The 25190-nt window shown below is 60.4% G+C and carries 23 protein-coding genes and 4 tRNA genes; 14 read left to right on the top strand and 13 right to left on the bottom strand.

What is annotated here, in order from left to right:
• Positions 1-58: 58 nt before the first annotated feature.
• Both MHM37_RS07950 and MHM37_RS07945 read left to right on the top strand, forming a co-directional pair.
• Positions 59-1441 carry an L-serine ammonia-lyase gene (locus MHM37_RS07950; protein WP_239296216.1) on the top strand — a complete coding sequence of 461 codons (1383 nt, stop codon included), beginning with the start codon at positions 59-61 and terminating at the stop codon, positions 1439-1441.
• 134 nt (positions 1442-1575) lie between these two features.
• Positions 1576-3039 carry a sodium-dependent transporter gene (locus MHM37_RS07945; RefSeq protein WP_239296218.1) on the top strand — a complete coding sequence of 488 codons (1464 nt, stop codon included), beginning with the start codon at positions 1576-1578 and terminating at the stop codon, positions 3037-3039.
• Here the strand turns inward: MHM37_RS07945 and MHM37_RS07940 are convergent.
• From MHM37_RS07940 to MHM37_RS07930, 3 genes are all read right to left on the bottom strand, one after another.
• Positions 2962-4350 (bottom strand): Y-family DNA polymerase, encoded by a 1389-nt coding sequence (locus MHM37_RS07940; protein ID WP_139525527.1) that lies wholly within the window; start codon positions 4348-4350, stop codon positions 2962-2964. The genes MHM37_RS07945 and MHM37_RS07940 overlap by 78 nt on opposite strands.
• On the bottom strand, positions 4347-4790 hold the full coding sequence (umuD, locus tag MHM37_RS07935) for a translesion error-prone DNA polymerase V autoproteolytic subunit (RefSeq protein WP_139525528.1): 444 nt from the start codon (positions 4788-4790) through the stop codon (positions 4347-4349). The genes MHM37_RS07940 and umuD overlap by 4 nt, the downstream gene beginning before the upstream one ends.
• 89 nt (positions 4791-4879) lie before the next feature.
• Complete coding sequence (locus MHM37_RS07930; RefSeq protein WP_139525529.1) at positions 4880-5062, bottom strand: hypothetical protein; 183 nt, start codon at positions 5060-5062, stop codon at positions 4880-4882.
• Between the two features lie 80 nt (positions 5063-5142).
• On the opposite strand from MHM37_RS07930, the gene MHM37_RS07925 reads away from it, so the two are divergent.
• Both MHM37_RS07925 and MHM37_RS07920 read left to right on the top strand, forming a co-directional pair.
• Positions 5143-6015 carry an alpha/beta hydrolase gene (locus MHM37_RS07925; RefSeq protein WP_239296219.1) on the top strand — a complete coding sequence of 291 codons (873 nt, stop codon included), beginning with the start codon at positions 5143-5145 and terminating at the stop codon, positions 6013-6015.
• Positions 6016-6075: 60 nt separating this feature from the next.
• On the top strand, positions 6076-7092 hold the full coding sequence (locus MHM37_RS07920) for a patatin-like phospholipase family protein (RefSeq protein ID WP_176558202.1): 1017 nt from the start codon (positions 6076-6078) through the stop codon (positions 7090-7092).
• A gap of 17 nt (positions 7093-7109) precedes the next feature.
• Here the strand turns inward: MHM37_RS07920 and MHM37_RS07915 are convergent, their stop codons facing one another.
• Complete coding sequence (locus MHM37_RS07915; protein WP_153842392.1) at positions 7110-7673, bottom strand: Smr/MutS family protein; 564 nt, start codon at positions 7671-7673, stop codon at positions 7110-7112.
• A gap of 150 nt (positions 7674-7823) precedes the next feature.
• Here MHM37_RS07915 and prmB point away from each other — a divergent pair, with 150 nt between their 5' ends.
• The 5 genes from prmB to phaC all read left to right on the top strand — a co-directional run bounded on the left by prmB (position 7824) and on the right by phaC (position 12839).
• Positions 7824-8783 (top strand): 50S ribosomal protein L3 N(5)-glutamine methyltransferase, encoded by a 960-nt coding sequence (gene prmB, locus MHM37_RS07910; protein WP_239296220.1) that lies wholly within the window; start codon positions 7824-7826, stop codon positions 8781-8783.
• A gap of 13 nt (positions 8784-8796) precedes the next feature.
• A complete protein-coding gene (aroC, locus tag MHM37_RS07905) occupies positions 8797-9888 on the top strand; it encodes a chorismate synthase (protein WP_239296221.1) in 1092 nt (363 codons plus the stop codon).
• Positions 9889-9948: 60 nt separating this feature from the next.
• A complete protein-coding gene (locus tag MHM37_RS07900; RefSeq protein ID WP_239296222.1) occupies positions 9949-10320 on the top strand; it encodes a hypothetical protein in 372 nt (123 codons plus the stop codon).
• A gap of 150 nt (positions 10321-10470) precedes the next feature.
• Positions 10471-10881 carry a phasin family protein gene (locus MHM37_RS07895; RefSeq protein WP_139525535.1) on the top strand — a complete coding sequence of 137 codons (411 nt, stop codon included), beginning with the start codon at positions 10471-10473 and terminating at the stop codon, positions 10879-10881.
• A gap of 104 nt (positions 10882-10985) precedes the next feature.
• Entirely contained in the window at positions 10986-12839 is a 1854-nt protein-coding gene (phaC, locus tag MHM37_RS07890; RefSeq protein ID WP_239296223.1) for a class I poly(R)-hydroxyalkanoic acid synthase, read from the top strand.
• Between the two features lie 90 nt (positions 12840-12929).
• Here the strand turns inward: phaC and lnt are convergent, their stop codons facing one another.
• The 5 genes from lnt to miaB form a co-directional block, all read right to left on the bottom strand.
• Positions 12930-14387, bottom strand: a complete 1458-nt coding sequence (lnt, locus tag MHM37_RS07885; RefSeq protein WP_239296224.1) for an apolipoprotein N-acyltransferase — start codon at positions 14385-14387, stop codon at positions 12930-12932.
• Positions 14388-14435: 48 nt separating this feature from the next.
• The gene (locus tag MHM37_RS07880) at positions 14436-15320 is read right to left on the bottom strand and encodes a transporter associated domain-containing protein (protein ID WP_139525538.1); all 885 of its coding nucleotides are present in this window, start codon (positions 15318-15320) and stop codon (positions 14436-14438) included.
• Positions 15321-15430: 110 nt separating this feature from the next.
• Positions 15431-15895 carry an rRNA maturation RNase YbeY gene (gene ybeY, locus MHM37_RS07875; RefSeq protein WP_139525539.1) on the bottom strand — a complete coding sequence of 155 codons (465 nt, stop codon included), beginning with the start codon at positions 15893-15895 and terminating at the stop codon, positions 15431-15433.
• Positions 15892-16980 carry a PhoH family protein gene (locus MHM37_RS07870; RefSeq protein ID WP_139525540.1) on the bottom strand — a complete coding sequence of 363 codons (1089 nt, stop codon included), beginning with the start codon at positions 16978-16980 and terminating at the stop codon, positions 15892-15894. Before MHM37_RS07870 ends, ybeY begins: the two co-directional genes overlap by 4 nt.
• 86 nt (positions 16981-17066) lie before the next feature.
• Positions 17067-18410 (bottom strand): tRNA (N6-isopentenyl adenosine(37)-C2)-methylthiotransferase MiaB, encoded by a 1344-nt coding sequence (gene miaB, locus MHM37_RS07865; RefSeq protein ID WP_239296225.1) that lies wholly within the window; start codon positions 18408-18410, stop codon positions 17067-17069.
• A gap of 188 nt (positions 18411-18598) precedes the next feature.
• Here miaB and MHM37_RS07860 point away from each other — a divergent pair.
• The 4 genes from MHM37_RS07860 to MHM37_RS07845 all read left to right on the top strand — a co-directional run bounded on the left by MHM37_RS07860 (position 18599) and on the right by MHM37_RS07845 (position 19476).
• Positions 18599-18674, top strand: a tRNA-Asn gene (locus MHM37_RS07860).
• An 88-nt stretch (positions 18675-18762) separates the two neighbouring features.
• Positions 18763-18838: transfer RNA gene (locus tag MHM37_RS07855), tRNA-Asn, on the top strand.
• Between the two features lie 38 nt (positions 18839-18876).
• A tRNA-Asn gene (locus MHM37_RS07850) sits at positions 18877-18952 on the top strand.
• A gap of 143 nt (positions 18953-19095) precedes the next feature.
• The gene (locus MHM37_RS07845; RefSeq protein ID WP_239296226.1) at positions 19096-19476 is read left to right on the top strand and encodes a metalloregulator ArsR/SmtB family transcription factor; all 381 of its coding nucleotides are present in this window, start codon (positions 19096-19098) and stop codon (positions 19474-19476) included.
• 74 nt (positions 19477-19550) lie between these two features.
• Here MHM37_RS07845 and MHM37_RS07840 read toward each other — a convergent pair whose 3' ends face one another.
• The gene (locus tag MHM37_RS07840) at positions 19551-21644 is read right to left on the bottom strand and encodes a carboxy terminal-processing peptidase (RefSeq protein WP_239296227.1); all 2094 of its coding nucleotides are present in this window, start codon (positions 21642-21644) and stop codon (positions 19551-19553) included.
• A gap of 138 nt (positions 21645-21782) precedes the next feature.
• Here MHM37_RS07840 and MHM37_RS07835 point away from each other — a divergent pair, with 138 nt between their 5' ends.
• Complete coding sequence (locus MHM37_RS07835; RefSeq protein WP_239296228.1) at positions 21783-23087, top strand: M18 family aminopeptidase; 1305 nt, start codon at positions 21783-21785, stop codon at positions 23085-23087.
• A 79-nt stretch (positions 23088-23166) separates the two neighbouring features.
• On the opposite strand, the gene MHM37_RS07830 is transcribed toward MHM37_RS07835, so the two are convergent.
• The 3 genes from MHM37_RS07830 to pth all read right to left on the bottom strand — a co-directional run bounded on the left by MHM37_RS07830 (position 23167) and on the right by pth (position 25085).
• Positions 23167-23243: transfer RNA gene (locus MHM37_RS07830), tRNA-Met, on the bottom strand.
• A 64-nt stretch (positions 23244-23307) separates the two neighbouring features.
• Positions 23308-24399, bottom strand: a complete 1092-nt coding sequence (gene ychF, locus MHM37_RS07825) for a redox-regulated ATPase YchF (protein ID WP_139525544.1) — start codon at positions 24397-24399, stop codon at positions 23308-23310.
• A gap of 104 nt (positions 24400-24503) precedes the next feature.
• Positions 24504-25085: an aminoacyl-tRNA hydrolase gene (gene pth / locus MHM37_RS07820; RefSeq protein WP_239296229.1), complete on the bottom strand. Its 582-nt coding sequence runs from the start codon at positions 25083-25085 to the stop codon at positions 24504-24506.
• Between the last annotated feature and the right edge of the window lie 105 nt (positions 25086-25190).

Raw genomic sequence — 25190 nt, 5'->3', positions numbered from 1 at the left:
ATCCTAGGTATCAGGCACGGCCTGATGTCCTCCCGTGCATAGGTAAAGAGGTGCTCCAATGCCTATCAGTGTTTTCGACCTCTTTAAGATTGGAGTCGGTCCCTCCAGTTCGCATACCGTCGGGCCCATGCTGGCCGCCTATACGTACGTGACCCAGCTAAGAGATCGACAGCTGCTCAACGACGTCGGGCATCTGGACGTACATCTCTACGGATCGCTCTCAGCCACGGGGGTCGGGCACGCGACCGATCACGCCATCATCATGGGGTTGCTGGGTGAGAGGCCCGACACGATCGATCCTGCAGTGATCGAGCCGTCGATCGAGCGCTTGAAAGCATCTCGGTCGTTGAGTCTAGGTCGTCAGAAAGAGGTGCCCTTCGACTGGGACGCGGACATTCATTTCCACGAAGAGAGCCTGCCGCACCATCCTAACGCCATGCGGCTGGCTGCGTACACGTCGGAAGGCGCGTTGCTCTACGACAATACCTACTACTCGGTGGGGGGCGGCTTCGTCGTGGAGCAGTCCCAGGTAGACAAGCCGCTGGACGACCTCGAGGGCCTCGTGCTGCCCTATAACTTCGATACCGCCGATGAGCTCTTGTCGCTCTGCAAGCATCACGGGCTGCGGGTCAGCCAGCTGATGCTGGAGAACGAGAAGGTGTGGCGCAGCGAAGAGGAAATCAGAAACGAGCTATGGCGTATCTGGCAAGTGATGTGTGAGTGCATCGACAACGGGCTGACCCACGAAGGCATTCTACCGGGCGGCCTGAAAGTGAAGCGTAGGGCAAAGCTGCTCTATCAGCGTCTGCAAACCGCAGAGCAGAACGACTGCCTGATTGCCTCGACCTTCTCGGCCATGGAGTGGGTGAACATCTTCGCTCTGGCGGTCAACGAGGAGAACGCGGCTGGCGGGCGCATGGTCACGGCGCCTACCAACGGCGCGGCGGGTATCATCCCCGCCGTTCTCCACTACTACATGAAGTTTCAGGCCAACGCCTGTGAAAAGCAGGTGGTGGACTTTCTGCTGGCCGCGGGCGCCATCGGCATTCTCTGCAAGAAGAATGCGTCGATCTCTGGGGCTGAAGTGGGCTGCCAGGGTGAGGTGGGCTCCGCCTGTGCCATGGCGGCCGCTGGCCTGGCCGACGTGATGGGGGCAACGCCCGAGCAGGTCGAACACGCCGCCGAAATTGGCTTGGAGCACAACTTGGGGCTGACCTGCGATCCCGTCGGCGGGCTGGTGCAAGTCCCCTGTATCGAGCGCAATGCGATTGCCACGGTCAAGGCCATCAATGCCGCGCAGATGGCGCTGCGGGGCGATGGCTCGCACTTCATCTCGCTGGATAAAGTGATCCGCACCATGCGTGATACGGGTAAAGACATGCTCGATAAATATAAGGAAACCTCCAAAGGCGGGCTGGCCGTCAATGCCATCGAATGCTGATACCGCAAAAGGCTAGAGAAAGGGTCGGAGAAAGGGCTGGGGAAAGAGCGTTAAAGGCGTATTGCACAGGCATCGTGGGCATTCGCGACAAAATCCACTAGGATAGGCGCTTTTTTCCGACAGGGTAGATGGTCATGGCGTCTTCGGGACAACCTCGCATTCAGTGGCTGGGCCGCTGGGGCTTTATGCTGGCGGCCACCGGCTCGGCGGTGGGGCTGGGCAATATTTGGAAATTCCCCTACATCACCGGCGAGTACGGTGGCGGGGCCTTCGTGTTGGTCTACTTGGCGTGTATTTTGGCGGTGGGCGTGCCGGTCATGATGACGGAAATCGCCTTCGGTCGTCGTGGCCGTGGTAGCCCCATCGATGCCATACGTCGCGTGGTCACCGAATCTGGAGGGTCGTCGGCCTGGTCGCTGCTGGGCTGGATGGCCATGCTCTGCGGTTTCATGATTCTGTCGTTCTACGTCGTGGTGGCGGGCTGGTCGTTCTCCTACCTATGGAAGATGCTCACCGGCGGTTTGGCGGGGTCCAGCGTGGACGACATGGCGGCCGTGTTCGGCGCCAACAACGCGAACCCCTTTGCGCTCGGCGGCTGGAGCACCCTGGTCACGCTGCTGACCATGTTCATCGTCGGTAAAGGCGTTCAAGAGGGTATCGAGAAAAACGTCAGCTGGATGATGCCTGGCCTCGTGCTGATGCTCTTGCTGCTGATCGCCTTCGGGATATTTTCTGGCGGCTTCGGCGATGCGGTCGCGTTCCTGTTCTCCTTCAAGGCGGGCAGCCTCTCCAGCGAAGGGATGCTGGCGGCGCTGGGCCACGCGTTTTTTACCCTCTCGCTGGCGTCGGGAGCGATTCTGACGTACGGCAGCTACCTGCCCAAAGGTGCCTCCATTGGCCGCACCACTTTGAGCGTGGCCGTGGCCGATACCGTGGTGGCGCTGATGGCGGGGCTGGCGATCTTCCCGGTGATTTTCGCCAACGGCATGAACCCCGGCGAAGGCCCGGGCCTGCTCTTCATGAGCCTGCCGTTGGCGTTTCAGGCCATGCCGCTGGGGTCGCTGTTTGGCGTGCTGTTCTTCTTGATGCTCTCCATGGCCGCGCTCACCTCGTCGATCTCCATGGTGGAAGCGACGGTCTCTTGGCTGTGCGATAACAAAGGCATGAGCCGTCGGTCGGCAGCTTTGGCCACCGGCATCGTGCTGTGGCTGATCAGCACGCTGGCGATGCTGTCGTTCAACCTGGGCGCAGACTGGACGCTGGCGGGCAAGCACTTCTTCGACTGGTTGGACTACCTCACCTCGCGCTGGATGATGCCGTTGGGTGGCCTGGGTATGGTGCTGCTGGCGGGCTTCGTGCTGAACAGCGAGACCTTCCGCGACGAGCTGGGTCTTGCGCCACTGCCCTATGCACTGTGGCTGGCCATGGTGCGCTATGTGAGCCCGCTGGGCATTCTGGTGATCTTCGTCGATGCTCTCGGGCTGTACCAGGTGTCGTTTGCGGCCCACTGGCCGGTGCTGCTAGCGCTGTTGGTGCTCGTGGCCGTGGTGGGCGAAGCCATTAGCCCGCGTCTTCGCCGAGCGCTTTCTTCCCGCTAAGCGCTGCTGCGCTTCTCGTCTCGCCCTGGCCTCAGCGATGGCGCCAGGGTGAGTGCCTGCCTCCATTAACTCATCCCAACACGTGGTATAGCGCTTGGAGCGATGCGCACAGCGCAGCTGCCAAGGTGCGTCGGCATCGGTCATACCAAAGCGTAGCGTACCTTGCCCCATCTTCTGGTTGATGGCGTCGACCGTCTTCATCAAGTGCGGGTGTGCTTTGGCGGCAGGCTGTAGCAGCGAGAGTTGATACTGCTGCGCATCCACCAAATCCAGCAGCATCACGCCCGCTTTCATGAACTGAAAGCCGGGCAGGTACATCTGGTCGAGCCCTTCGCGAACGGCCTCCAAGAGGATACGGGTATCGTCGGTAGGCGCGTCGAGTGGAATCATCGCGCTGGGCGAGCGCTGCGGCTGATCTTTGCGGTGGCGGTTGGTATTCAAAAACAGCATCACCGCGCGGGCCAGGCTGCCCTGCTGGCGCAGTTTTTCGGCGCTGCGCTGGGCGTGGCGGCGCAGCGCCGCGTGCAGGTCCGCTTTGACGCCGGTGGCTTGACCGAACGAGCGTGAAGTCATGATGCGTTGACGGGGCTGCTCCACGGCGTTCATCTCCAGGCAGGGCGTACCGCGTAGTTCCAGTGCGGTGCGTGCCACTACCACGGAAAAGCGTTTACGCAGCAGTTTCGGGTCGCACTCACGCAGGTCCCAGGCGGTGCGAATACCGCTCACCGCTAGCCGCTCCGCCAAGCGTCGCCCGACCCCCCACACGTCGCTAACGGCGAGCTGTTTGAGCAGCACATGGGTAGTCGCGCTATCGCCTTGAAGTAAACATACCCCTTCATAATGCGGCTGCTTTTTCGCTACGTGGTTCGCCAGCTTGGCCAGCGTGTGTGTCGGCGCAAGGCCCACGCACACGGGCAGCCCTAAATGGCGACGAATACGGCGGCGCAGTGCTGCACCGATGGCTTGGCACTGGGCATCGTCGAAGCCGTCCAAGTAGATGAACATCTCGTCGATGGAGTAGGGGGCGACCTCGGGACAGGCATCGCGCAGTAGCTGGGCCAGCCTTGCCGACATATCGCCATACAGCTCGTAGTTGGAAGAGAGCAGATGAATCACGCCACGGCGGCGCAGCCCCTCTAACTGGTAGGCGGGCGTGCCCATGGCGATCTCCATGGCTTTCATCTCCGCCGAACGGGCAATCACACAGCCATCGTTATTCGACATCACGCCAACCGGCTTGCCTTCTAGCGCTGGGTTGAACACCCGCTCGCAGGAGACATAGAAGTTATTGGCATCTACCAGCCCGATCATGGCAGGTACTCGTGTATGACGGCACGCACCACGCCCCAGTGCTGACAGTCGGTGTCTTCCAGTGGCAGCGGCGGGTAGTGGGGGTGGGCAGAGCAGAGGTGTGGCGTGCCGCGATACAGCGCGTAGCGTTTGATCAGCACTTCGTTATCGAACATGGCCACGAGGATATGCCCTAAGCGGGGCGTTACGCTGCGGTCGACGACCAGTAAATCTCCCTCGAAGATGCCCCAGCCCTCCATGCTGTCGCCAGCGGCGGTGAGGTAAAACGTCTGGGTGGGATGTTTGATCAGCCGCGCATTGAGGTCGAGGGTGCGCGGCTCATAGTCTTGTGCCGGAGAAGGAAAGCCACTAAAGCCTGCGCGGCCTCGCAAGGGAGGAAACGGCAGCGGCTGAGACGTTAACGGCAAGGCTGTCGCAACGGGGGCGAGTTGAGACGGCATCGTCGGTATCCTCGAGAATGAATGGTGTGTTTATATACAGTATAAATAAACAGTATTTATCCACGAGGTAAAAATTGCAAGCTCGCCTCTTAGCGGGCCAGCCACAGCCCCACGACCAGGGCACTAATGACCGTGATAAAGAACACAAGGTTGCGAACGCGGGTATCGCGGCGAGGTTTCATGGCAATCTCCATCAAAAAATAATCGGCGTCGTGGCCCGTGGCCGCGTAAAAGCAGCGCAAGCGCTGCGTCGAGCATGGTAACGTTTGCATCCTAATGTTTGCATCCATAGCGTCATCTGACGCGCCGGATTTTCGCTGTGAGACACTGATTTATGAAGGACGCTTCTCGAATGAGTGCGGCGCCTCAGCCGCTTTCGTTGGCCGATGGGCGGTTAGCGGCCCTGAGCTGGGGACAGCGTGACGCGCCCACTTGGCTGGCGCTGCATGGCTGGCTGGATAACGCCGCGAGCTTCACACGCCTAGCCCCGCACTTGGTGAGTACATTGGGCATTCGCATCGTGGCGATCGATTTTCGTGGCCACGGGCACTCCGTCCATGCACCTGCGGGCAGCGACTACGCGCTCTGGGACTACACCCATGATGTGCTGGATACCATGGACGCCCTAGGCCTCGAACGGGCCACACTGCTGGCGCACTCCATGGGCGCGGCGGTCGCCTGTTTGATCGCGGCTGCTTTGCCAGAAAAGGTCGCGCAACTGGTGCTGCTGGACGGCTTGGGCGCGCTCAATACGCCGCCAGAAGAGACGGTTAGCCAGCTGCGCAAAGGCGTCATCGCTCATCGGCGCAGTTCTTCACGCACGCCGCGTTATCCTGACCTGGAAAGCGCCGTGGCGGCCCGGGTGGCGGGCGGTGTCACGCCGTTGGACAGTATCACCGCGATGCCTTTGGTCGAGCGCAATACTCAAATCACCGCCGATGGTAAGGTGCAGATGCGTACCGATAGCCGCCTGCTCAAACCCTCGCTGGTACGCTTTACGCCCCAGCAGGTGCTGGCCGTACTGAGCGAGATTCGCGCACCGGTGCTATTGATAGAAGGAGAACGAGGTATTTTGGGCGAGCGGGCATGGGCCGTTCAGGCGCGGCAAACAGTGCCGACGCTCGCCCGGCACGTGCTGTCAGGCGGTCATCATCTGCATTTGGAGCCGCAGGCCGTCGAACGCGTGGCCGACGTGATCTCTCGTGAACACTGCTTGGCCAGTTGATGGTGCATGAAAAGCCAACGCACACCCATGGGTCGCTAGGCCAACAAGGAGGGTCGGAACGTGGTTAGCCAATTGACGCAGAGAGCACTGGGGGGCGGCAATAAAGTCGCTCTGGTGTTAGGTAGCGGTGGCGCAAGGGGGTATGCACACATCGGCGTGATCGAGGCGCTAGAAGCCCGAGGTTTCGAGATCATTTCGATAGCCGGATGCTCCATGGGCGCGCTGATCGGCGGCATTTACGCGTCGGGTAAGCTGCCGGAGTATCGCGACTGGGTGTGTAACCTCGATTACCTAGACGTGCTCAAGCTGGTCGACGTGACTTGGAGCCCCATGGGCGCGATGCGCGCCAACAAAGTGATGAGCAAGCTCGAAGAGCTGGTGGGCGATCGGCTGATCGAAGACCTGCCCATTCCGGTGACCACCGTGGCGACGGACTTGGTGCGCCAGCGAGAAGTCTGGTTTCAAAACGGCCCGCTACTGCGCGCCATCCGCGCTTCGATTGCCGTGCCGGGAGTGATCACGCCGGTACACGTTGGTGAGCAGGTGCTGGTGGATGGCGGGCTGCTCAATCCGCTCCCCATGATGCCGATTCTGGCGGCCCATGAGGCGGATTTCGTGGTGGCGGTGAACGTTACCGCCCACAGCCCGCAGCCCGTCACGCTGGATGAGCTGCTACCCAAAGAGGCACACGATGACGAACGCACCGCCCTAGTGCGTGATCGGGACGCCAATATTGGTGGCTGGATAGAAGAGGTGCGCGCCACCACCCGGCGGCTGTGGGGCGGTTTGGGCGGTGGTGTCGACGAGAGCGACGATGACGAAACCGTGGACCTGCGTGGCAAGCGTGAGTGGGGCAAGCTGGATATGATTCTGGAGTCGTTCGATATTACTCAGGCGGCACTAGCGAAGTACAAAGTGGCGGGCTATCCGCCCGACGTACTGATCGAGATTCCCAAAACGGTTTGCAGCACTTATGAATTCCACCGTGCCAACGAGTTGATTCGGTTAGGCCGCCACTTGGCCGATGAGGCATTGGAGCGACGCATGCCGAGCATCGCCTCGGATGCGGCGGAGTAAACACGTTAGAAATAACCCTACTGGCCACGCTTACGCAGCAAGATATACACCGCCCCGGTGCCGCCATCGATATCGGTGGCAGAGCAGAACGCCAGCACGCCGGGCCACTCTCTCAGCCAGGCGTTGGTGTGGCTTTTCAGCACAGGGAAGTCGGACGTGGTGCCCCACGCCTTGCCATGCACCACCAGCACGCAGCGCAGCCCCTGAGCGGCGGCGTCGCGCAAGAAACTCTCCAGCTCCAAACGCGCCTCTTCCAAGGTGTAGCCGTGCAGATCCAACCCCGCCTGCCATGCCGTTTGGCCCCGTTTGAGCTGGCTAAAGGTACGCCAGGGGAGGTCGGGGACGCTGAACTCAAGATACTCCGAGGGCCGCACGGCCTCTACCCGGCCATCGGAAGTGCGCCCACTGGTTTGCAACGTGTTGCTCTCCACCGCCGCGCGGCGGCGCGCTTCGCTGGCCTCTGACGGGCGCTTGGGCTTGCCGGGATCGGCTTGGTTAGTGGCAATACGGCGCACCCCTGCCGCCTGCAGCGCTTGGCGAAAGGCACTGATATCGTCATCGTTGGGCAGGTGTCGCGTCATGGTCGGCTCGAATCAACAAGGTAGTGGTGAAAAACACGGCGATGAATAAAAACGCTAAGGCGAGACAGTATAGCGAGCCTAGCGCTGCTGTGAACCGGGCGGCGTCAAAGGTACAATCCCCCTAACGAATTTTTGACGCCAGGAGCCCTTGTGACCACGCATCTCACCGATGAGTCCTTCCCCTCGACGTTAGCGCAGCCGGAATCTGCGTTGATCAGCGAGCTTTTCACGCTGAGAGACTATTTGCGCTGGGTTTCCAGTGAGTTCTATTTGGCGGGGTTGCACTATGGGCACGGTACGCAGTCGCCCTGGGACGAGGCGGTAGCGCTCTGCCTGGGTGCGCTGCACCTGCCCTGGAACGTCGACCCCGCCGTGCTGGATGCGCGGCTGCTGCCCGTCGAGCGCGAGCGGATCATTCGCCTCGCTCGTGAGCGCGTCACCACGCGCCGCCCGCTGCCGTACCTGCTGGGCGAAGCCTTCTTTGTTGGCTATCCCTTCAACGTCGATGAGCGCGTGTTGATCCCCCGCTCGCCGATCGCCGAGCTGATCGAAGATGGCTTTGCCGCTTGGTTCCCCGAAGAGCCGCCCGCCCGGGTGCTGGATTTATGCACCGGCTCTGGCTGTATCGGCATTGCCACGGCGCTGGTGCTGCCCACCTGTGAAGTGGCGCTGGCGGATATCAGCCAGGATGCCTTGGCCGTGGCGCGGCAGAACATCACCCGCCATGATGTCGGCGACCGGGTACGTGCCGTGGCGTCGGACGTGTTCGACGGCCTGGAAGGCCAGCGCTTCGATCTGATCGTCTCCAATCCGCCCTACGTCGATGAGCGCGATCTGGCCACCATGCCCGCCGAGTTCCGCCACGAGCCGTCGCTGGCGCTGGGCGCCGGCAGCGACGGCCTGGATATCGTGCGGCGCATTCTGCGCGAGGCGCGGCAACACTTAACGGAAGAGGGCTGGCTGATCGTCGAAGTCGGCAACTCTGACCGCCACGTGGAGGCCGCCTTCCCCGAGGTGCCGTTCATCTGGCTTGAATTCGAGCGTGGCGGCCAGGGCGTGTTCGCCCTGAGCGCCGCTGAACTCGACGCCCATGCGGCGTCTTTTGCGTGAGGAATTAACGCCCATGTCTGGCAATACGTTTGGCAAACTGTTTACCGTCACTACTTTTGGCGAAAGCCACGGTCCCGCGTTGGGAGCCATCATCGATGGCTGCCCTCCCGGTATCGCGATTAGCGAAGAGGATCTGCAAGGCGACCTGGATCGCCGTCGCCCTGGCAGCTCGCGCCACACCACCCAGCGCAAAGAGCCGGATCAGGTGCGCATTCTTTCCGGCGTGTTCGACGGCAAGACCACCGGCACCTCCATTGGCCTGCTGATCGAAAACACCGACCAGCGCTCCAAGGACTACTCCAAGATCAAGGACCAGTTCCGCCCCGCCCACGCGGACTACACTTATCACCACAAGTATGGCCACCGGGACTACCGAGGGGGCGGCCGCTCCAGTGCCCGTGAAACCGCCATGCGCGTGGCGGCCGGTGCCATTGCCAAGAAGGTGCTGGCGGCACAGGGTATTCAGATTCGTGGCTACATGAGCCAGCTCGGCCCGATCAAGATCGACTTCAAAACCTGGGACGCCGTCGATCAGAACGCCTTTTTCTGCCCCGACCCCGATAAGGTCCCTGAGCTGGAAACCTACATGGATCAGCTTCGCCGGGATCAGGACTCCGTGGGTGCGGAAATCACCGTGATTGCTGAGGGCGTTCCCGTGGGTCTGGGCGAGCCGGTCTTCGACCGCCTGGATGCTGATCTAGCGCACGGTTTGATGAGTATCAACGCGGTAAAAGGGATCGAAATCGGCGCGGGCTTTGGCTGCGTTGCCCAGCGCGGAAGCGAACACCGCGACGAGATGACGCCGGAAGGCTTTCTCTCCAACCACGCAGGCGGCGTGCTGGGCGGCATTTCCAGCGGCCAGCCCATCGTCGCGCGGCTGGCGCTGAAGCCGACGTCCAGCATTACCACGCCCGGACACTCCATCGATGTATACGGCGAGCCGGTCGAGGTGATCACCAAAGGGCGTCACGACCCCTGCGTGGGCATTCGGGCAACGCCCATCGCGGAAGCCATGATGGCCATGACGCTGCTCGATCACTGGCTTCGCCATCGTGGCCAAAACGCCGACGTTAGCGTTGATACACCGCGTTTGGGTCAGCGATAACGCCAAGGTACGCCGAGAAGTTCGCTGCTACACTCAAGGAAGACGGTTAAGGAGTTCCCTATGAAAATTAACGTTGAGTTTGACCTGACGCCGGACGAGTTTCGGCAGTCGCTGGGGCTGCCCGATGTGGAAGCGTTCCAGCAGAACCTGCTGAACAACATTCAACGGCAGATGGAATCAGGGGTAGAGGGCTATGACCCCATGAGCTTGATGCGCCCCTTTTTGCAGCAACCCATGATGCAGCAGGGGCTTTCACAGGGGCTGGCCAATTTTGGCACCTATCAGCAGATGATGCTGGATATGCTGCGCCAGGCCGGTAGCGCCCACAGCGGTAGTGCCAGCCAAACGGATAGCGAACCTTCGTCGGCGGCCAATGAGAAAACGGCCAAGGCGAAAGCCACGGCCTCTTCTCGCTCTCGGGCCAAGGGGTAGGCGAGTTAGGCGCTATCGATGGGGAGCACTGCAGCGGGAGTATATTGCAAAGCAGCATGGCGCGTATTACTCTTTTTGCGGTGCAGCAATTTGCGATGTGATGAGCCACTCCCGGCTCATGCCAAGGAACGAGAGATAGGAGCAATCACCATGCAAGACAAAATGATGGACGCCTTCAACGCCCAGACCCGCCAAATGTTCGAGCCGATGCGCAAGATGAACTCGCTGATGCTCAACAACATGGAAAAAATGACCCAGTATCAGCTCGAAGCGATGAAGCGCTATACCCAAATGGGCACCGAGCGCATCCGCAGTGCCACGGAGATCAGCGACGCCGAGAGCCTGCGCGATTTCGGCACCCAACAAGCAGAAATGATGAACGAGCTCTCCCAACAAATGCAGGAAGACGCGCGAGCGATGAGCGAGATGAGCCTGCAGTTCAAATCCGAAATGGAGAAGCTGTTTAGCGAAGCCGGGCAAAAAATGACCGAACAGGCCAGCGCCGCCGCCAAAGGCGAGCAGCCCGCCAAAGCGACGAGCCAGTCGTCTCGCAAAAGCTGATCGTGAACGAGCCGTGCGGCGCCATCGAGGCGCCGCCTTCGTTTGTCGTGTTCTTGAAAGCGTTGCCGGGGCGGATGCCGCCCAGCAGGTGAGGGGGAAGGGGTATGCAGTCAGGGTGGAAAATGCCGTCTCAACACTACTCTCAAGAAGAGATGGAGGCATGGAAGGCGCAGCTCGACGACATTGGTGAGCAGTACAACGCTCTGTTAGGCGACTTACTGACACGCATGGCGCCCAGCGAAGCCGCCGACTCCGTCTACAGCGATATGCGCGAGAGCTTCGAAGCCGCCGCCCGCTCGCTGATGAGCAACCCAAATTTGCTGTGGCAAACCCAGTCGCGGCTGATGCAAGACCAGTGGCTTTTATGGCAGCAGGGAGTGCGCGCCATGGCCGGAGAGCAGGTCACCCCGCTCGTGACCCCGCCCAAACATGACCGGCGCTTCAAGGACGATGCCTGGACCACCGATCCCTACTACATGGCGATCATGCAGCAGTATCTGCTGTTTTCGCAGATGGTCGACGAGCTGATTAACGACCTCGACGGGTTGGACCCCGTTCATAAGCGTAATCTGGCGTTTTACGCCCGCCAGTTGGTGAACGCGATGTCGCCCACCAACTTCGTCTCGACCAACCCAGAAGTGATGCGCCGTACCCTGGAAACCAAAGGCCAGAATTTGGTCGACGGGTTGGCACGGCTGCGTGAAGACCTTGCCAACTCGGCAGAGGGTATCAACGTACGCATGACCGACCGCAGCGCCTTTTGCGTGGGCGAGAACATCGCGGTAACGCCTGGCGCCGTAGTGTATGAAAACGAGCTGATCCAGCTCATTCAATACACGCCGACCACCGAAAAAACGTTCAAGACGCCGCTATTGATCGTGCCGCCCTGGATCAACAAGTATTACATCCTCGACCTGCGTGAAGATAACTCGCTCGTAAAGTGGATGGTCGACCAAGGCCACACGGTGTTTCTGATCTCCTGGCGTAACCCAGGTCCCGAGCAGCGTGACATTACCTGGGCCGATTACATGCAGATGGGCCCGATCAGCGCCATGGAGGCCATCGAAAAGGCGTGCGGAGAGAAGTCGGTCAACCTGCTGAGCTACTGCGTGGGCGGCACGCTGACCGCCTCGACGGTGGCTTACCTCACCAGCACCCGCCGTGGCCGCAAGGTGAAATCGGTCACCTACATGGCCACACTGCAGGATTTTCGAGACCCGGGCGATATCGGCGTGTTCTTGAACGAGCGCGTAGTGCAGGGCATTGAGCAAACCATGCAGGTGCAGGGCTATTTGGATGGCCGATCCATGGCCTATACCTTCAATCTGTTGCGCGAGAACGACCTGTTCTGGTCGTTCTACATCAACAACTATCTGAAGGGTGAGATTCCGGCAGCCTTCGACCTGCTCTACTGGAACACCGACGGCACCAACCTGCCGGCTGGCACTCACGCATGGTATTTGCGTCATATGTACCTGGAGAACCGTTTGGTGGAGCCGGGCGGCATCGAGCTGGACGGCGTCAACATCGACCTGCGCAAAATTTCGGCGCCCAGCTATTTCGTCTCCACCAAAGAGGATCACATCGCCAAGTGGAACAGCACCTACTACGGTACGCTGCTGCCCAAAGGCCCGACGACCTTCGTGCTGGGCGGTTCCGGGCATATTGCCGGTATCGTGAACCCGCCTCATAAGAACAAGTATGGCTACTGGACCAACGACACGCTGCCCGAGACCCACGACGCCTGGCAGGAGGGCGCGACCTTCCACGAAGGCTCCTGGTGGCCCCATTGGCAAGCGTGGGTGACGGAGAACGGCTACGCCGATGCGGACCCGAAAAAGATGGTGCCCGCCCGCCAGCCGGGTGCGGGCGAGCTGAAGGTGATCGAAGCCGCGCCGGGCCGCTACGTGCGCATGACCATTCCAGAAGTGCTCGGAGAAATTCCTAGCAGCACCTGATCGGCGAGGGCTGTTAGAAGCCCGCCTAAAACGAAGCCCCCTGCCACGAACGTGTCAGGGGGCTTTTTGATGGCCGCTGCGCCGCAACCGTTACCGCCGACGCACGAGGCCCGGTAGCAGCAGTAGCCCCGCCAGCAACCAAACGGGCAGGCTGCCCAGGCGGGTGAACGGCGTCAGCCCCTCCATGGCGTAAAACTCGCCGGTGAGATAGGTGGTCTCGAACTGCGGCGCGCGCTCCACTACGTCGCCACGTGGGTCGATGATGGCGGTGATGCCGTTGCTGGTGGCGCGTACCACGTAACGGCCGTTCTCCAAGGCGCGCAGGCGCGCCATTTGCAGGTGCTGGTGCGGGCCGATGGAGGCGCCGAACCAGGTATCGTTGGAGACGGTCACGATCACGCCGCTATCTGCCGCCCGCTTTGCGACCAGCGCTGGGTAGATGATCTCGTAGCAAATGGCGTTACCGATCGCCACTCCTGCTGCTTGCATTGGCACCTGCTCGGAGGCGCCCTTGGTAAAGCTGGACATGGGCAAGTCGAAGAAGTTGATGGCGCCGCGCAGCAGGCTCTCCAGCGGCAGGTACTCACCAAACGGCACCAGGTGCTCTTTTTGGTAGCTGCCTTCCACGTTGCCAACGCCAATCACGCTGTTGAAGTAGCGGTCGTTCTCATCCAACTGCACGATGCCGGTGATGAGAGCCGTTTCAGGCGGCAGGTTGGACTGCACTCGCTCCAGCACGGGCCGTGCTTGGCTATCGATCATGGGCAATGCCGTTTCCGGCCACACGATCAGATCCGTCTCATCCGCCACTGCGCGCGTCAGCTCGCTGTAGGTATTGGCCGCGGTACGCTGGCCTTCGGGGGTCCACTTCAGCAGCTGCGGCAAGTTTCCCTGTAGCAGCGCCACGCGGGTAGGCTCGCTGACCGGTGTGGTCCACTGGCTGGGTAGTGCCAGCGGGGCCAGCCAGATGGCGGCCAGCGGCAGGGCGACCCACCACTGGCGGCGCAATAGTTCCGCTCCCAGCGTGCCGGTGAGCACCACCAGCAGCGAGAGTAGGTAGACACCTCCTACTGGGGCCCAGTTGGCCAGTGGGGAGTCCACGTAGCTCGCGCCGACCAGCAGCCAAGGGAAGCCGGTGAACAAGTAAGTGCGCAGCACCTCGCCCAGCACCCACGCACCAGCAAAGGTGAGCAGCGCCCAGCGGGGGCCGATGAAGCGGCGGTAGAGCCAGAACGTGCCCGCAAAGAAGAGCGCCAGCACCCCAATGAAGAGCGCCGTCAAAAACACCGCCAGCGGCACCCCGGTATAGCCGTAATCGTGAATCGAGACGTACACCCAAGAGGTGCCGCTGGCAAATAACGCCACGCCATAAAGCCAGCCTTTCAGCGCCGCCTGGCGCGGAGTCAGCGTGTGCAGGCCCACGTACAGCAGGCCCATGGCCACCGGGCCTAGCCACCAGAGTTCGAAGGGGGAGGCGGTCAGCGTGGTAAAGCCGCCCGCCACCAGAGCGGCGAGCAGCTGTAGCATCAACGTGGGTGTGAACCCCATGGCGATATCCTATCTGCAGGGTAGTAAAGACAGTGGGAGGACGGCCATCTAGTCGTCCTGATGCTCGTCGTCAGCGGCGTCGCTATCGCGGTAGGCTTCGAGCAGGCGAATACGGCGATTATCGGCGTTCAAGATGACGAAGCGCCAGCCGCCTAGTGTCGTGTGTTCGCCGCGGCCGGGAAGGTGACCGAACTGCTGCATGACCAGTCCACCCACCGTGTCGAATTCGTCGTCGGAGAATTCGGTGCCGAAACGCTCGTTGAAGTCTTCGATGGGAGTGAGGGCGCGAATGGCGAAGTGGCCGTTCTCCAGCGTACGGATATCGTCCTCTTCATCGGTATCATGCTCGTCTTCGATATCCCCGACGATCTGTTCGAGAATGTCTTCGATGGTGATGATCCCCGCCGTGCCGCCGTACTCGTCCACCACGATCGCCATATGGTTATGGGTCTCGCGAAACTCCTTGAGCAGCGTATTCAGACGTTTGGATTCGGGAATGAACATCGCTGGGCGCAGCACGTCTTCCAGCTTGAAGGCGTCGCGGCTCTCTTGCGATTGTGACAGCAGGGGCAGTAGATCCTTGACCAGCAGGATACCTTTCACGTCGTCCAGATTTTCGCCCACCACGGGGTAGCGGGAGTGGCCGGTTTCTTGGATTAGCGGCAGGTAATCTTCCCGCGTTTGATCGAGGGTAATGGCCGTGACCTGAGAGCGTGGGATCAAGATTTCACGCACCTGCTGATCGCTGATATCGAGCGCCCCCTCAATAATCATGATGGCGTCTTGATCGAGCTTCAGTTTGCCAGCGGTGTGGCGTAAAAACGTCATCAGCTCGTCTCGTGAGCTGGGTTCGTCGTTGTCTCCGGAAAGGGCGCCAAAGAGTTTCTCGAGCCATGATTTTTGATTGGGGTTGCTCGATCGGTCTTCGCTCATTGCGTCAAATCTCTCAGTTACCAAAAAAGGTGTTGCTAGGATGATCGTACGTACACGCCATCGTTGTATCACTGAGTGGCCGTTGACACCACTCTAAACGTTCGCTGGATTTAGGACGCGTGATAAGGATCAGCAATATCGAGGGAAGCCAACAGCTCACGCTCTAATTGCTCCATCTCTTCGGCTTCCTGGTCGTCGATATGATCGTAGCCCATCAAGTGAAGGGTGCCGTGTACGACCATGTGTGCATAGTGGTGGGCAAGCGGCTTCTGCTGTTCGTCGGCTTCGCGGGCGACCACGGCGTGACAAATGATCAGGTCACCCAGCAGCGGAAGAGTGATGCCAGGTGGGTTCTCGAACGGAAACGAGAGCACGTTGGTGGGCTTGTCTTTACCGCGATAGTCGCGGTTGAGCGCCTGACTCTCCTCTTCGTCGACGAAACGAATGGTCAATTCTTGACGCTCGTCGTCCGGATGACGAGAAAAGACACAGCCCACCCAGTGGGTGAGCTGTTCGAGCGAAGGGAGCAGCGGCTCATCGATGGCCGCCTGCCGGTCGATCACGATAGTGCTCATCGGTCGTTCTCTCTCGGACTGCTGTTGCGCTCCATGGCCTGCATACGCGCTTCGCGCTCCTGCTGGCGGGCTTCACGCCGGGCACGCTCGGCCACTTCCTGCTGAGACTCGAACTCGTCGTAGGCTTCGATGATGCGCTGCACCAGCGGGTGACGCACTACGTCCTTCGCGGCAAAGTGGGTCACGCCGATGCCGGGGGTATCCTTGAGCACGTCCAGCACCTGCGACAGCCCCGAGCGCTGCCCCCGGGGCAGGTCGACCTGGGTAATGTCGCCGGTGATGACCGCCGTGGAGCCAAAGCCGATCCGCGTCAGAAACATCTTCATCTGCTCCGGCGTGGTGTTCTGGCTCTCGTCCAAAATGATGTACGAGTTGTTGAGCGTGCGGCCACGCATGTAAGCCAGCGGGGCAATCTCGATCACCTGACGCTCGATCAGTTTCGCCACCTGCTCGAAGCCGATCATTTCGTACAGCGCGTCGTATAGCGGGCGCAGGTACGGGTCGATCTTTTGCGCCAAGTCCCCCGGTAGGAAGCCGAGCTTTTCGCCCGCTTCCACCGCTGGGCGGACCAGAAGGATGCGGCGCACCTCTTGCTGGTTGAGCGCTTCCACGGCAGCCGCTACGGCAAGGTACGTTTTGCCGGTACCCGCTGGTCCGATGCCGAAGTTGATGTCGTGCTCGCGGATGCTCTGCACGTAGCGCTGCTGGTTCAGGCCGCGGGGTTTGATCATGGCACGCGGGGTGCGCATGATCACTTCATCGCTACCGCCTTCGCCGTCCTCTTCCTCCTCCAGTGCTTCCAGGCCTGACTCTTGCAGGAATAGATGCACGGTATCCGCCGATAGCTCGTCGGCAGCGGTTTCACGGTAGAGGTGTTCCAGCACGTTGGCAGCCGCTTTGATACGATTCGCGGCACCGGCCAGCTGAAAAACGTTGCCACGGTTGCGCAACGTCACGTCCAGGCGGCTCTCGATCAGCTTTAGGTGCTCGTCCTGCTGGCCGCAGAGGCTGGCAAGGCGCTGCGGATCATTGGGTTCAAGGCTTAGGGTAATGATGCGATTGGCCTGAGGTGATGGCTGGCTCAAGAGTAAGAAACCCGTTAGTTGATGTGTGTGAGTCTCAGCTTACTGCCCCGGCGGGACCGGGGCAATTACATAGGATAGGCGAGCGATCAATAACGCTCGCCCGAAGCAAGCTCGCCACGCAGCGAGTTGGGCAGCGCTTCGGTGATCTCGACATCGACGAAGTAGCCGATCAGTTCGGTGGGGTTGGCGGCACGGAAATTGACGACTCGGTTGTTCTCGGTGCGCCCGGAGAGCTGGCCGGGGTCCTTGGGCGAGAACCCGGTGACCAGGATGCGCTGGGTAGAGCCCACCATACGGCGGCTGATTTGCGCCGCTTGCTGCAGGATGCGCTCCTGCAGAATGGCCAGGCGCTGCTTCTTGACGCTTTCTGGCGTGTCGTCGGCCAAGCCCGATGCCGGCGTGCCGGGGCGCGCCGAGTAGACGAAGCTGAACGAGTGGTCGAAGCCGATGCGATGAATCAGATCCATCGTCGCTTCGAAATCTTCTTCCGTTTCACCGGGGAAGCCGATGATGAAGTCGGAGGAGAAGCTAATATCCGGGCGGTTCGCGCGGATGCGCTCCATCTTCTCGATGTACTCTTCTGCCGTGTGCCCGCGCTTCATGGCGCTGAGAATTCGGTCGGAGCCGGACTGCACCGGTAGGTGCAGGTGGCTGACCAGCTCGGGAATCTCGGCAAAGGCGTCGACCAGGCTGTCAGTGAATTCCACTGGGTGCGAGGTAGTGAAGCGAATGCGGTCGATACCGTGGACGGCGGCCACGCAGGCAATCAGCTCGGCCAGGTCGATCTCGTCGCCATCGTCGTTCTCCCCCCGGTAGGCGTTGACGTTCTGGCCCAGCAGGTTGATCTCGCGCACGCCCTGGTCGGCCAGGTGGATCACTTCGTCCATCACCGCCTCGAAGGGTCGCGAGACCTCTTCGCCACGGGTGTAGGGCACCACGCAGAACGTACAGTACTTGGAGCAGCCTTCCATGACCGACACGAACGCCGTCGCGCCATCGGACTTGGGCTGGGGCAAGTGGTCGAACTTCTCGATTTCCGGGAAAGTGACGTCCACCGCCGCAATCTGATTATTGTTGCGGGCGTCGAGCATCTTCGGCACGCGGTGTAGCGTTTGCGGGCCAAAGATCATGTCCACGTAAGGGGCGCGTTTGCGCAGCGCTTCACCCTCTTGGCTGGCTACGCAGCCGCCCACACCAATGACCAGGTCTGGATTGGCGTCTTTGAGCTTTTTCCAGCGGCCTAGCTGGTGGTACACCTTGTCCTGCGCCTTTTCACGAATGGAGCAGGTGTTGAGAAGAATGACGTCTGCTTCCTTCTCGTTATCGGTGAGTTCTAGCTGGTGAGATTCGCCGAGTAGGTCCGCCATACGCGAGGAGTCGTACTCGTTCATTTGGCAGCCGTGCGTTTTGATGAAGAGCTTCTTCGCCATCGGTACCTGTCATCTATGGGTCGTCGAAGGGGACGAGGGATGAATGAAATAACGGTGAGACAGCGTGCAGCGCTGCCGTCGAATGGCTGCATTATACGGACACAGCCAACCAGGGGCTAGCACTCCCCCATAATCGATACTTGACCCGCGCGATTCAATCAGTATACTACGCACCGTGTTTGAGCAGTTCCTCGATAGCTCAGTTGGTAGAGCAAATGACTGTTAATCATTGGGTCGCAGGTTCGAGTCCTGCTCGAGGAGCCAAAACACTTATCGGCACAGTGGCTTAGGTCAATCTACGCAAACACTGATAAGTCGTCGGTTCCAGCTCAGACGCAACAGCAAACGATGTTCCTCGATAGCTCAGTTGGTAGAGCAAATGACTGTTAATCATTGGGTCGCAGGTTCGAGTCCTGCTCGAGGAGCCACATCGCTGTTCTGCTATTATTACCGATAAGGTAAACGTTCCCCGATAGCTCAGTTGGTAGAGCAAATGACTGTTAATCATTGGGTCGCAGGTTCGAGTCCTGCTCGGGGAGCCATTTAGCGTATCACCTTTCCTATCTGGATGATTCTATCGCCCGTTGCCAACTGGCATCTTGGGTGTTTTTACGTGTGCATTTGTTAGCTGTCCGTCCCTTCTTAACGCCTGCCTATCGTATGGCGTACACTATGTTTCCAATTCATGGCGTGGGAAGTTGTCGTGGGAGAAGCGGCTAGCCTGCAGGCGCTGCAGGTGTTCAAGTGTTTGAGCGATGAGACGCGGCTGATGCTGGTGCTGCTGATTGCCCGCGAGCAGTCGCTGTGCGTGTGTGAGATGACCTATGCGCTTGAGGAGTCTCAGCCCAAGGTGTCGCGCCATTTGGCACAGCTGCGACAGTGTGGCTTGCTGGTCGATCAGCGGGAGGGGCAGTGGGTCTACTACCGTTTGGCGCCGCAGCTGCCGGCCTGGGCGCAGTCGATCATCGCATCGGGTGCGCAGGGGAGTGCAGTGCCGTTGGAAGCGCTGACGCAACGCTTGGCGCGCATGGGAGATCGCCCGGCGCGGCGTGCGGCGCTCTGTTAACAGCCATCGATGACATACAAAAAAACGCCAGCCCGAAGGCTGGCGTTGTCGCTTCCAGTGTGGGGTAAGCGTGGTTAACGCTTGGCCATGCGCTGGCTCTCTTGCAGATGAACGTAGTCGAGGAGCACTTCGGCGGCTTCGAGCACGTGTGCGCGGTCCACGGGCATCTCTTCGTCGTCGCTGTCGTTCTCGGTCTCGGCGTCTTCGGTGGCGGCGGTGCCGTCGCTACGCGCGTCCATCCACTCTTCCAGTTCCGGCAGGCCCAGGGCGCGGCGGCGCTGGTTCTCCAGAGAGAGTTGCTCGGCTTCTTGGGCCTCTAGCTCTCTCTGACGCTGCTCGCGGTTTAGGCTCACGCTGGTGTGCTGTTCACGCAGCTGGCGAGCCAGCGTGGACTGGCGTTCCAGATAGCGGAAGTTGGGATTCTCTTTGGCGCGCTCTTCGTGGCGAGCAATCAGCGTAGGCAGTACGCGCTCCGGCTCGCCGTAGCGGCGATACTGAACGTTTTGCACGGTGTCCCAAGCCAATGCGTTATCCAGGCTGCTTTCACCAATGCGCTCGGGGTCGATCAAGCTGGGAAACGTGATGTCTGGCTCCACGCCGCGGTTCTGGGTGCTGTCGCCAGAGATACGGTAGAACTTGGCGCGGGTCAGTTTGATTTGGCCATGGCTCAGCTCGTTGAGGGTTTGCACGGTGCCTTTGCCAAAGGTGGAGGCGCCCACTACAACGCCACGGCCGTAGTCCTGAATGGCGCCGGCAAAGATTTCCGAGGCCGAAGCCGAAAGGCGGTTCACCAGTACGGTGAGTGGACCGTCGTACACGGTGCCCGCTTCGGTGTCGCCGTAGAGCTGAATGCGGCCCTGGGCGTCGCGTACCTGCACGGTGGGGCCGCGGTCGATGAATAGGCCGATCAGCGAATTGGCTTCCTGTAGCGCGCCACCGCCGTTATTGCGCAGGTCCAGCACGATGCCTTCCACACCCTCTTTTTTGAGGTTGTCGATTTCTCGGGCGACGTCGCGGGTGGTGCTGCGGTACTCCTCTTCACCGGCTTGCCAGGCGTCGAAGTCCACGTAGAAGGTGGGCACATTGATGACGCCGATGCGGTGTGGCTCGCCGTCACGCATCACTTCGATCACTTCGCTGTGGGCGGCTTGATCTTCAAGGCTCACCGTATCGCGGGTGATTTCGACGATTTGCGAGCGGGTCATATCCACCGCCTGGGCCGGCACCACGTCCAGGCGGACCACGGAGCCTTTCGGGCCGCGAATCAGGTCGACGACGTTATCCAGGCGCATGCCCACCACGTTGACCATTTCTCCCTCTTCCTGGCCCACGGCGATGATGCGGTCGGCGGGTTCTAATACACCTGCGCGCTCCGCGGGGCCGCCGGGTACGAGGCTAGAGACCTTGACGTACTCGCCGTCGGATTGCAGTAGCGCGCCTATGCCCTCCAGCGAGAGGCTCATTTGAATGTCAAAAGATTCGCCTTGGCGAGGAGATAGGTAGCCGGTATGCGGGTCGATGGTGCCGGAGACAGCGGCCATCAGCAGCCCAAAGACATCTTCCGATTCCGTTTGGCGTAACCGCGAAAGCTGGCCTTCATAACGTTGGCGCAGGTTGTCTTCGATCTGCTCTGCGTCTTGGTCGGTGAGGGCGAGGGTCAGGGCGTCGTTTTTCAGCCGTTTGCGCCATAGCTCATCCAGCTCGCTTTCGCGGCTGGCCCAGGGAGCGTCTTCGCGGTCGACTTCCAAGCGTTCGTTGCTATCGAACTCCAACGATAAACCGTCGTCCAATTCGGCGAGCAGCCATTCCAAGCGGTTTGTGTGCCGCTCGCTGAGACGGTTGTAAAGCGCAAACGCATCGTCTAGGTCGCCGTCGAACAGCGCGTCGGCCATGTCGTCTTCGAGGTGGCGATAGGGTTCGATGTCACGGTTCAGTAAGTAGCTGCGCTGACCATCAAGAATGTCCAGATAGCGCTGGAAAGCTTCCTGTGACCACTGTTCGTCGAAATCAATATCGGCATAATGGCCATAGCGGAGGGCTTCCGCAATTTCCACCGCCGCTTGGCGTTGTTCGTCGGTCGGCGCAAGTTGCGCCAGCGCTGCCGGGCTGGTGATCACCAGCATTACGGCAAGGGCGACCGAGCGCGAAAGCGTTGCAAACAAGCTCATCAGTCAAGCTCTCCCGGATTTGTGTACACTCATTCTTCCCTAGACCCGCAGTCAGCCTATGAGTTGCGTAGGCCGAGGGAGCATTGTAGCAGGTCATTTCCCCTGTGAGACTCAATCATTACTGTTATGAGGAATTCCATGTCCGAGGCTTTCAACGCGGAACGTTTAACGCGGCTGTGCGATTTTTTGCAGCACTCGCCCACGCCATGGCATGCGACCCAACGCATGGTCGAGCGTTTGGAGCAGGCGGGCTTTGCGCGCCTGGAAGAGACCGCGAACTGGCAGTTGTCGCCAGGAAAGCGCTACTACGTGACGCGCAACGACTCGTCGGTGATCGCGTTTCAGCTGCCCGCTGGTAAGCTGGCCAGCCTGCGCATGCTGGGTGCTCACACCGATAGCCCAGGGCTGCGCTTGAAGCCCAACGCCACCCAATATTCGGCGGGTTGGCTGCAATTGGGCGTGCAGGTGTACGGCGGCGTGCTGCTGGCCCCCTGGTTCGACCGCGATTTGGGCTTGGCGGGCCGCGTTCACGTGCGCCATGCCGACGGCCGCTTGGAGAGCGTGCTGCTCAACGTGGCGCGTCCGATTGCAATGATTCCGAGCTTGGCGATCCATATGGACCGCGATGTAAATGCGGGGCGCTCGATCAATCCGCAAACGCAGATGGCGCCGGTGCTGATGCAGAGCGATACCGCCAAGCTGCACGAACTGCTGGGGCAGTGGTTGGAAGAGCAGCACGGTCTGCGTGCGGTGGAGGTGGTGGAGTTCGAGCTGGGCTTTTACGACGTTCAGCCGCCGTCACTGATCGGCCTGCGCAAGGAGCTGCTGGCCAGCGCGCGGCTGGATAACCTGCTGTCGTGCTTCGTGGGCCTGGAAGCGCTGCTGGAAAGCGATGGTAGCCAGGGCGCGCTGCTAGTGGCGAATGACCATGAGGAGGTGGGCAGTGCCAGCGCGTGCGGTGCCCAGGGGCCGTTCTTGAGCGACGTGCTGAAACGCTTGAATGCCCAGGTGGGCGGTGGCAGCGAGGAGTCGTTGATTCAGCTGATTCAATCGTCGCTGATGATTTCCTGCGATAACGCCCACGCGCTGCATCCAAACTTCCGCGACAAACACGATGAACGTCACGGTCCGGCCATTAACGGCGGCCCGGTGATCAAGGTGAACGCCAGCCAACGCTACGCCACCAATAGCGTCACCGGCGCGCTGTTCCGGGACGTGTGTCGCGAAGCAGATGTGCCCGTACAGTCGTTCGTCACACGGGCGGATATGGGCTGTGGTAGCACCATAGGGCCGATTACCGCCACGGAAGTGGGCGTGCCGACCATCGACGTCGGGTTGCCCCAGTGGGCGATGCACTCGATTCGTGAAACGTCCGGTACGCGAGACGTGGATTACCTGACCCGGGCGCTGACGGTCTTCTTGAACCGCCCGGCGCTTGCGTAATATTGATCAGCATTTTAAAAACGAAAAAGGCCCGCTGACTGAGTCAGCGGGCCTGGCTATTGCTAGCGGTATTCGGTGTTGGTGGCTACGCCCTGATTTGAACAGGGGACCCCATCATTATGAGTGATGTGCTCTAACCAGCTGAGCTACGTAGCCGTTCAACGGGGGCGAATATTACCCAGAGGCACGCCGCCCGTCAAGCATTTGTTTCTTTTCTCGCTTATACATTGAAGCGGAAGTGGATCACGTCGCCATCTTTGACGATGTACTCTTTGCCTTCCAAGCGCCATTTGCCGTTGTCTTTGGCACCTTGTTCGCCGCCTAGCGCGACGTAGTCGTCATAGGCGATGACCTCGGCGCGAATGAAGCCTTTCTGAAAATCGGTGTGAATCACACCGGCGGCTTCCGGCGCGCTAGCGCCCTGTTTCACGGTCCAGGCGCGCACTTCTTTCACACCGGCGGTGAAGTAGGTTTGCAGGCCCAGCAGGGCGTAGCCCGCGCGAATCACGCGGTCGAGTCCCGGCTCTTCCATGCCCATGTCGGCCAGGAACATGCTGCGCTCTTCGTCATCCAGCTCGGCAATTTCGGCTTCTAACTGGTTGCACACCGGCACGACGACTGCACCTTCTTCGGCGGCGATCTCTTTGACGATGTCCAGGTAGGGGTTGTTCTCGAAGCCGTCTTCATTGACGTTGGCAATGTACATGGTGGGCTTGAGGGTCAAGAAGCCGAAACTTTTTACCTGACGCTTCTCGTCCTCGTCCAGCCCAAAACTGCGCAGCGGCTGGCCTTCGGCCAGATGCGGCTGGATCTTGTCCAGCACGGCTTTGGTGGCAATGGCGTCTTTGTCACCACCTTTCACCACGCGCACCAAGCGCTGACTGGCTTTCTCGACGGTGTCCAGGTCGGCCAGGGCGAGCTCGAGGTTGATGGTCTCGATGTCGGCGCGGGGATCGACCTGATTGGCGACGTGGATGACGTTGTCGTTATCGAAACAGCGCACCACGTGGGCAATCGCTTGGGTTTCGCGAATGTTGGCGAGGAACTTGTTGCCCAGGCCCTCTCCCTTGGAGGCGCCTGCTACAAGACCCGCGATGTCCACGAACTCCATAGTGGTGGGCAGCACTTTTTCAGGCTTCACAATGGCCGCCAGCTTGTCCAGACGTGGGTCGGGCATCGGCACGATACCGACGTTGGGTTCGATGGTGCAGAACGGAAAGTTCTCGGCATCAATGCCCGACTTGGTCAACGCATTGAAGAGCGTGGATTTGCCTACGTTGGGTAGGCCGACGATACCGCAGTTAAAGCCCATAAAATAACTTCCTGACCGCTAGGGCGGCGCAACCGTTGCTGCGTCTGCCCGGTGTGAAAAGAGTGCGTTCGTAACGCGGGGTGATAGAGTCCGACAACGTGCCGCTATTTTACGCTATGCAGGCGGTTCATGGCTTTAGCCCAGTCGCCGGAAAGCGCGAGGGGCAGCGTGGCCAGACACTCGTCCAGCGAGCGCTCGATGGCTTCTTGTTCGGCCTTGCCCGGGCGGCCCAGCACGTAATTGACCACCTGCTTCGCTTCGCCCGGGTGGCCAATTCCAATGCGCAGGCGGTGAAACTGCTTCTGGTTGCCCAGGGCGCTGATGATATCGCGCAGCCCGTTGTGGCCGCCGTGTCCGCCGCCGGTTTTATAACGTGACTGCCCCGGGGGAAGGTCGAGTTCGTCGTGGGCGACCAGCAGGTTCTCCGGGGTCAATTTGAAGAATTGGGTAAGCGCGGCGACCGCCGCACCGCTACGGTTCATGAACGTGGTGGGGTTGAGCAAATGCAGCTCATGGTCACCCACACGGGCTTTGGCGTAGAGACCTAAAAACTTTTTTTCAGGACGCAATTCGGTGTGGGCGCTGCGTGCAATGGCGTCGACGAGCCAAAAGCCCGCGTTGTGTCGGGTGGCGTCGTATTCAGCGCCTGGGTTGCCCAGTCCTATAATGGCCGTTACCTGGCTCATTTTCCCACCTCCAACGGTTCTGGAAGATATGACGACGTGTGACGGAACTGCCTTGGCAGGCGGCTGCCTGAGGCTATCGAGCCTCATGCCGCAAAAAAAAATCAA

Origin of the sequence: Halomonas sp. MMH1-48 (genome assembly GCF_022348105.1) — a bacterium.
In the GTDB taxonomy this organism is placed as follows: Bacteria; Pseudomonadota; Gammaproteobacteria; order Pseudomonadales; family Halomonadaceae; genus Vreelandella; species Vreelandella piezotolerans.
The sequence above is the reverse complement of the archived record's forward strand: the minus strand, read 5'-3'. Positions and strand labels throughout refer to the sequence as shown.

Coding starts and splice junctions, on each gene's coding strand:
- MHM37_RS07950 (WP_239296216.1), top strand. CDS start 59: ATGCCTATCAGTGTTTTCGACCTCTTTAAGATTGGAGTCGGTCCCTCC.
- MHM37_RS07945 (WP_239296218.1), top strand. CDS start 1,576: ATGGCGTCTTCGGGACAACCTCGCATTCAGTGGCTGGGCCGCTGGGGC.
- MHM37_RS07940 (WP_139525527.1), bottom strand. CDS start 4,350: ATGATCGGGCTGGTAGATGCCAATAACTTCTATGTCTCCTGCGAGCGG.
- umuD (WP_139525528.1), bottom strand. CDS start 4,790: ATGCCGTCTCAACTCGCCCCCGTTGCGACAGCCTTGCCGTTAACGTCT.
- MHM37_RS07930 (WP_139525529.1), bottom strand. CDS start 5,062: ATGCAAACGTTACCATGCTCGACGCAGCGCTTGCGCTGCTTTTACGCG.
- MHM37_RS07925 (WP_239296219.1), top strand. CDS start 5,143: ATGAGTGCGGCGCCTCAGCCGCTTTCGTTGGCCGATGGGCGGTTAGCG.
- MHM37_RS07915 (WP_153842392.1), bottom strand. CDS start 7,673: ATGACGCGACACCTGCCCAACGATGACGATATCAGTGCCTTTCGCCAA.
- aroC (WP_239296221.1), top strand. CDS start 8,797: ATGTCTGGCAATACGTTTGGCAAACTGTTTACCGTCACTACTTTTGGC.
- MHM37_RS07900 (WP_239296222.1), top strand. CDS start 9,949: ATGAAAATTAACGTTGAGTTTGACCTGACGCCGGACGAGTTTCGGCAG.
- MHM37_RS07895 (WP_139525535.1), top strand. CDS start 10,471: ATGCAAGACAAAATGATGGACGCCTTCAACGCCCAGACCCGCCAAATG.
- phaC (WP_239296223.1), top strand. CDS start 10,986: ATGCAGTCAGGGTGGAAAATGCCGTCTCAACACTACTCTCAAGAAGAG.
- lnt (WP_239296224.1), bottom strand. CDS start 14,387: ATGGGGTTCACACCCACGTTGATGCTACAGCTGCTCGCCGCTCTGGTG.
- MHM37_RS07880 (WP_139525538.1), bottom strand. CDS start 15,320: ATGAGCGAAGACCGATCGAGCAACCCCAATCAAAAATCATGGCTCGAG.
- ybeY (WP_139525539.1), bottom strand. CDS start 15,895: ATGAGCACTATCGTGATCGACCGGCAGGCGGCCATCGATGAGCCGCTG.
- miaB (WP_239296225.1), bottom strand. CDS start 18,410: ATGGCGAAGAAGCTCTTCATCAAAACGCACGGCTGCCAAATGAACGAG.
- MHM37_RS07845 (WP_239296226.1), top strand. CDS start 19,096: ATGGCGTGGGAAGTTGTCGTGGGAGAAGCGGCTAGCCTGCAGGCGCTG.
- MHM37_RS07840 (WP_239296227.1), bottom strand. CDS start 21,644: ATGAGCTTGTTTGCAACGCTTTCGCGCTCGGTCGCCCTTGCCGTAATG.
- MHM37_RS07835 (WP_239296228.1), top strand. CDS start 21,783: ATGTCCGAGGCTTTCAACGCGGAACGTTTAACGCGGCTGTGCGATTTT.
- ychF (WP_139525544.1), bottom strand. CDS start 24,399: ATGGGCTTTAACTGCGGTATCGTCGGCCTACCCAACGTAGGCAAATCC.
- pth (WP_239296229.1), bottom strand. CDS start 25,085: ATGAGCCAGGTAACGGCCATTATAGGACTGGGCAACCCAGGCGCTGAA.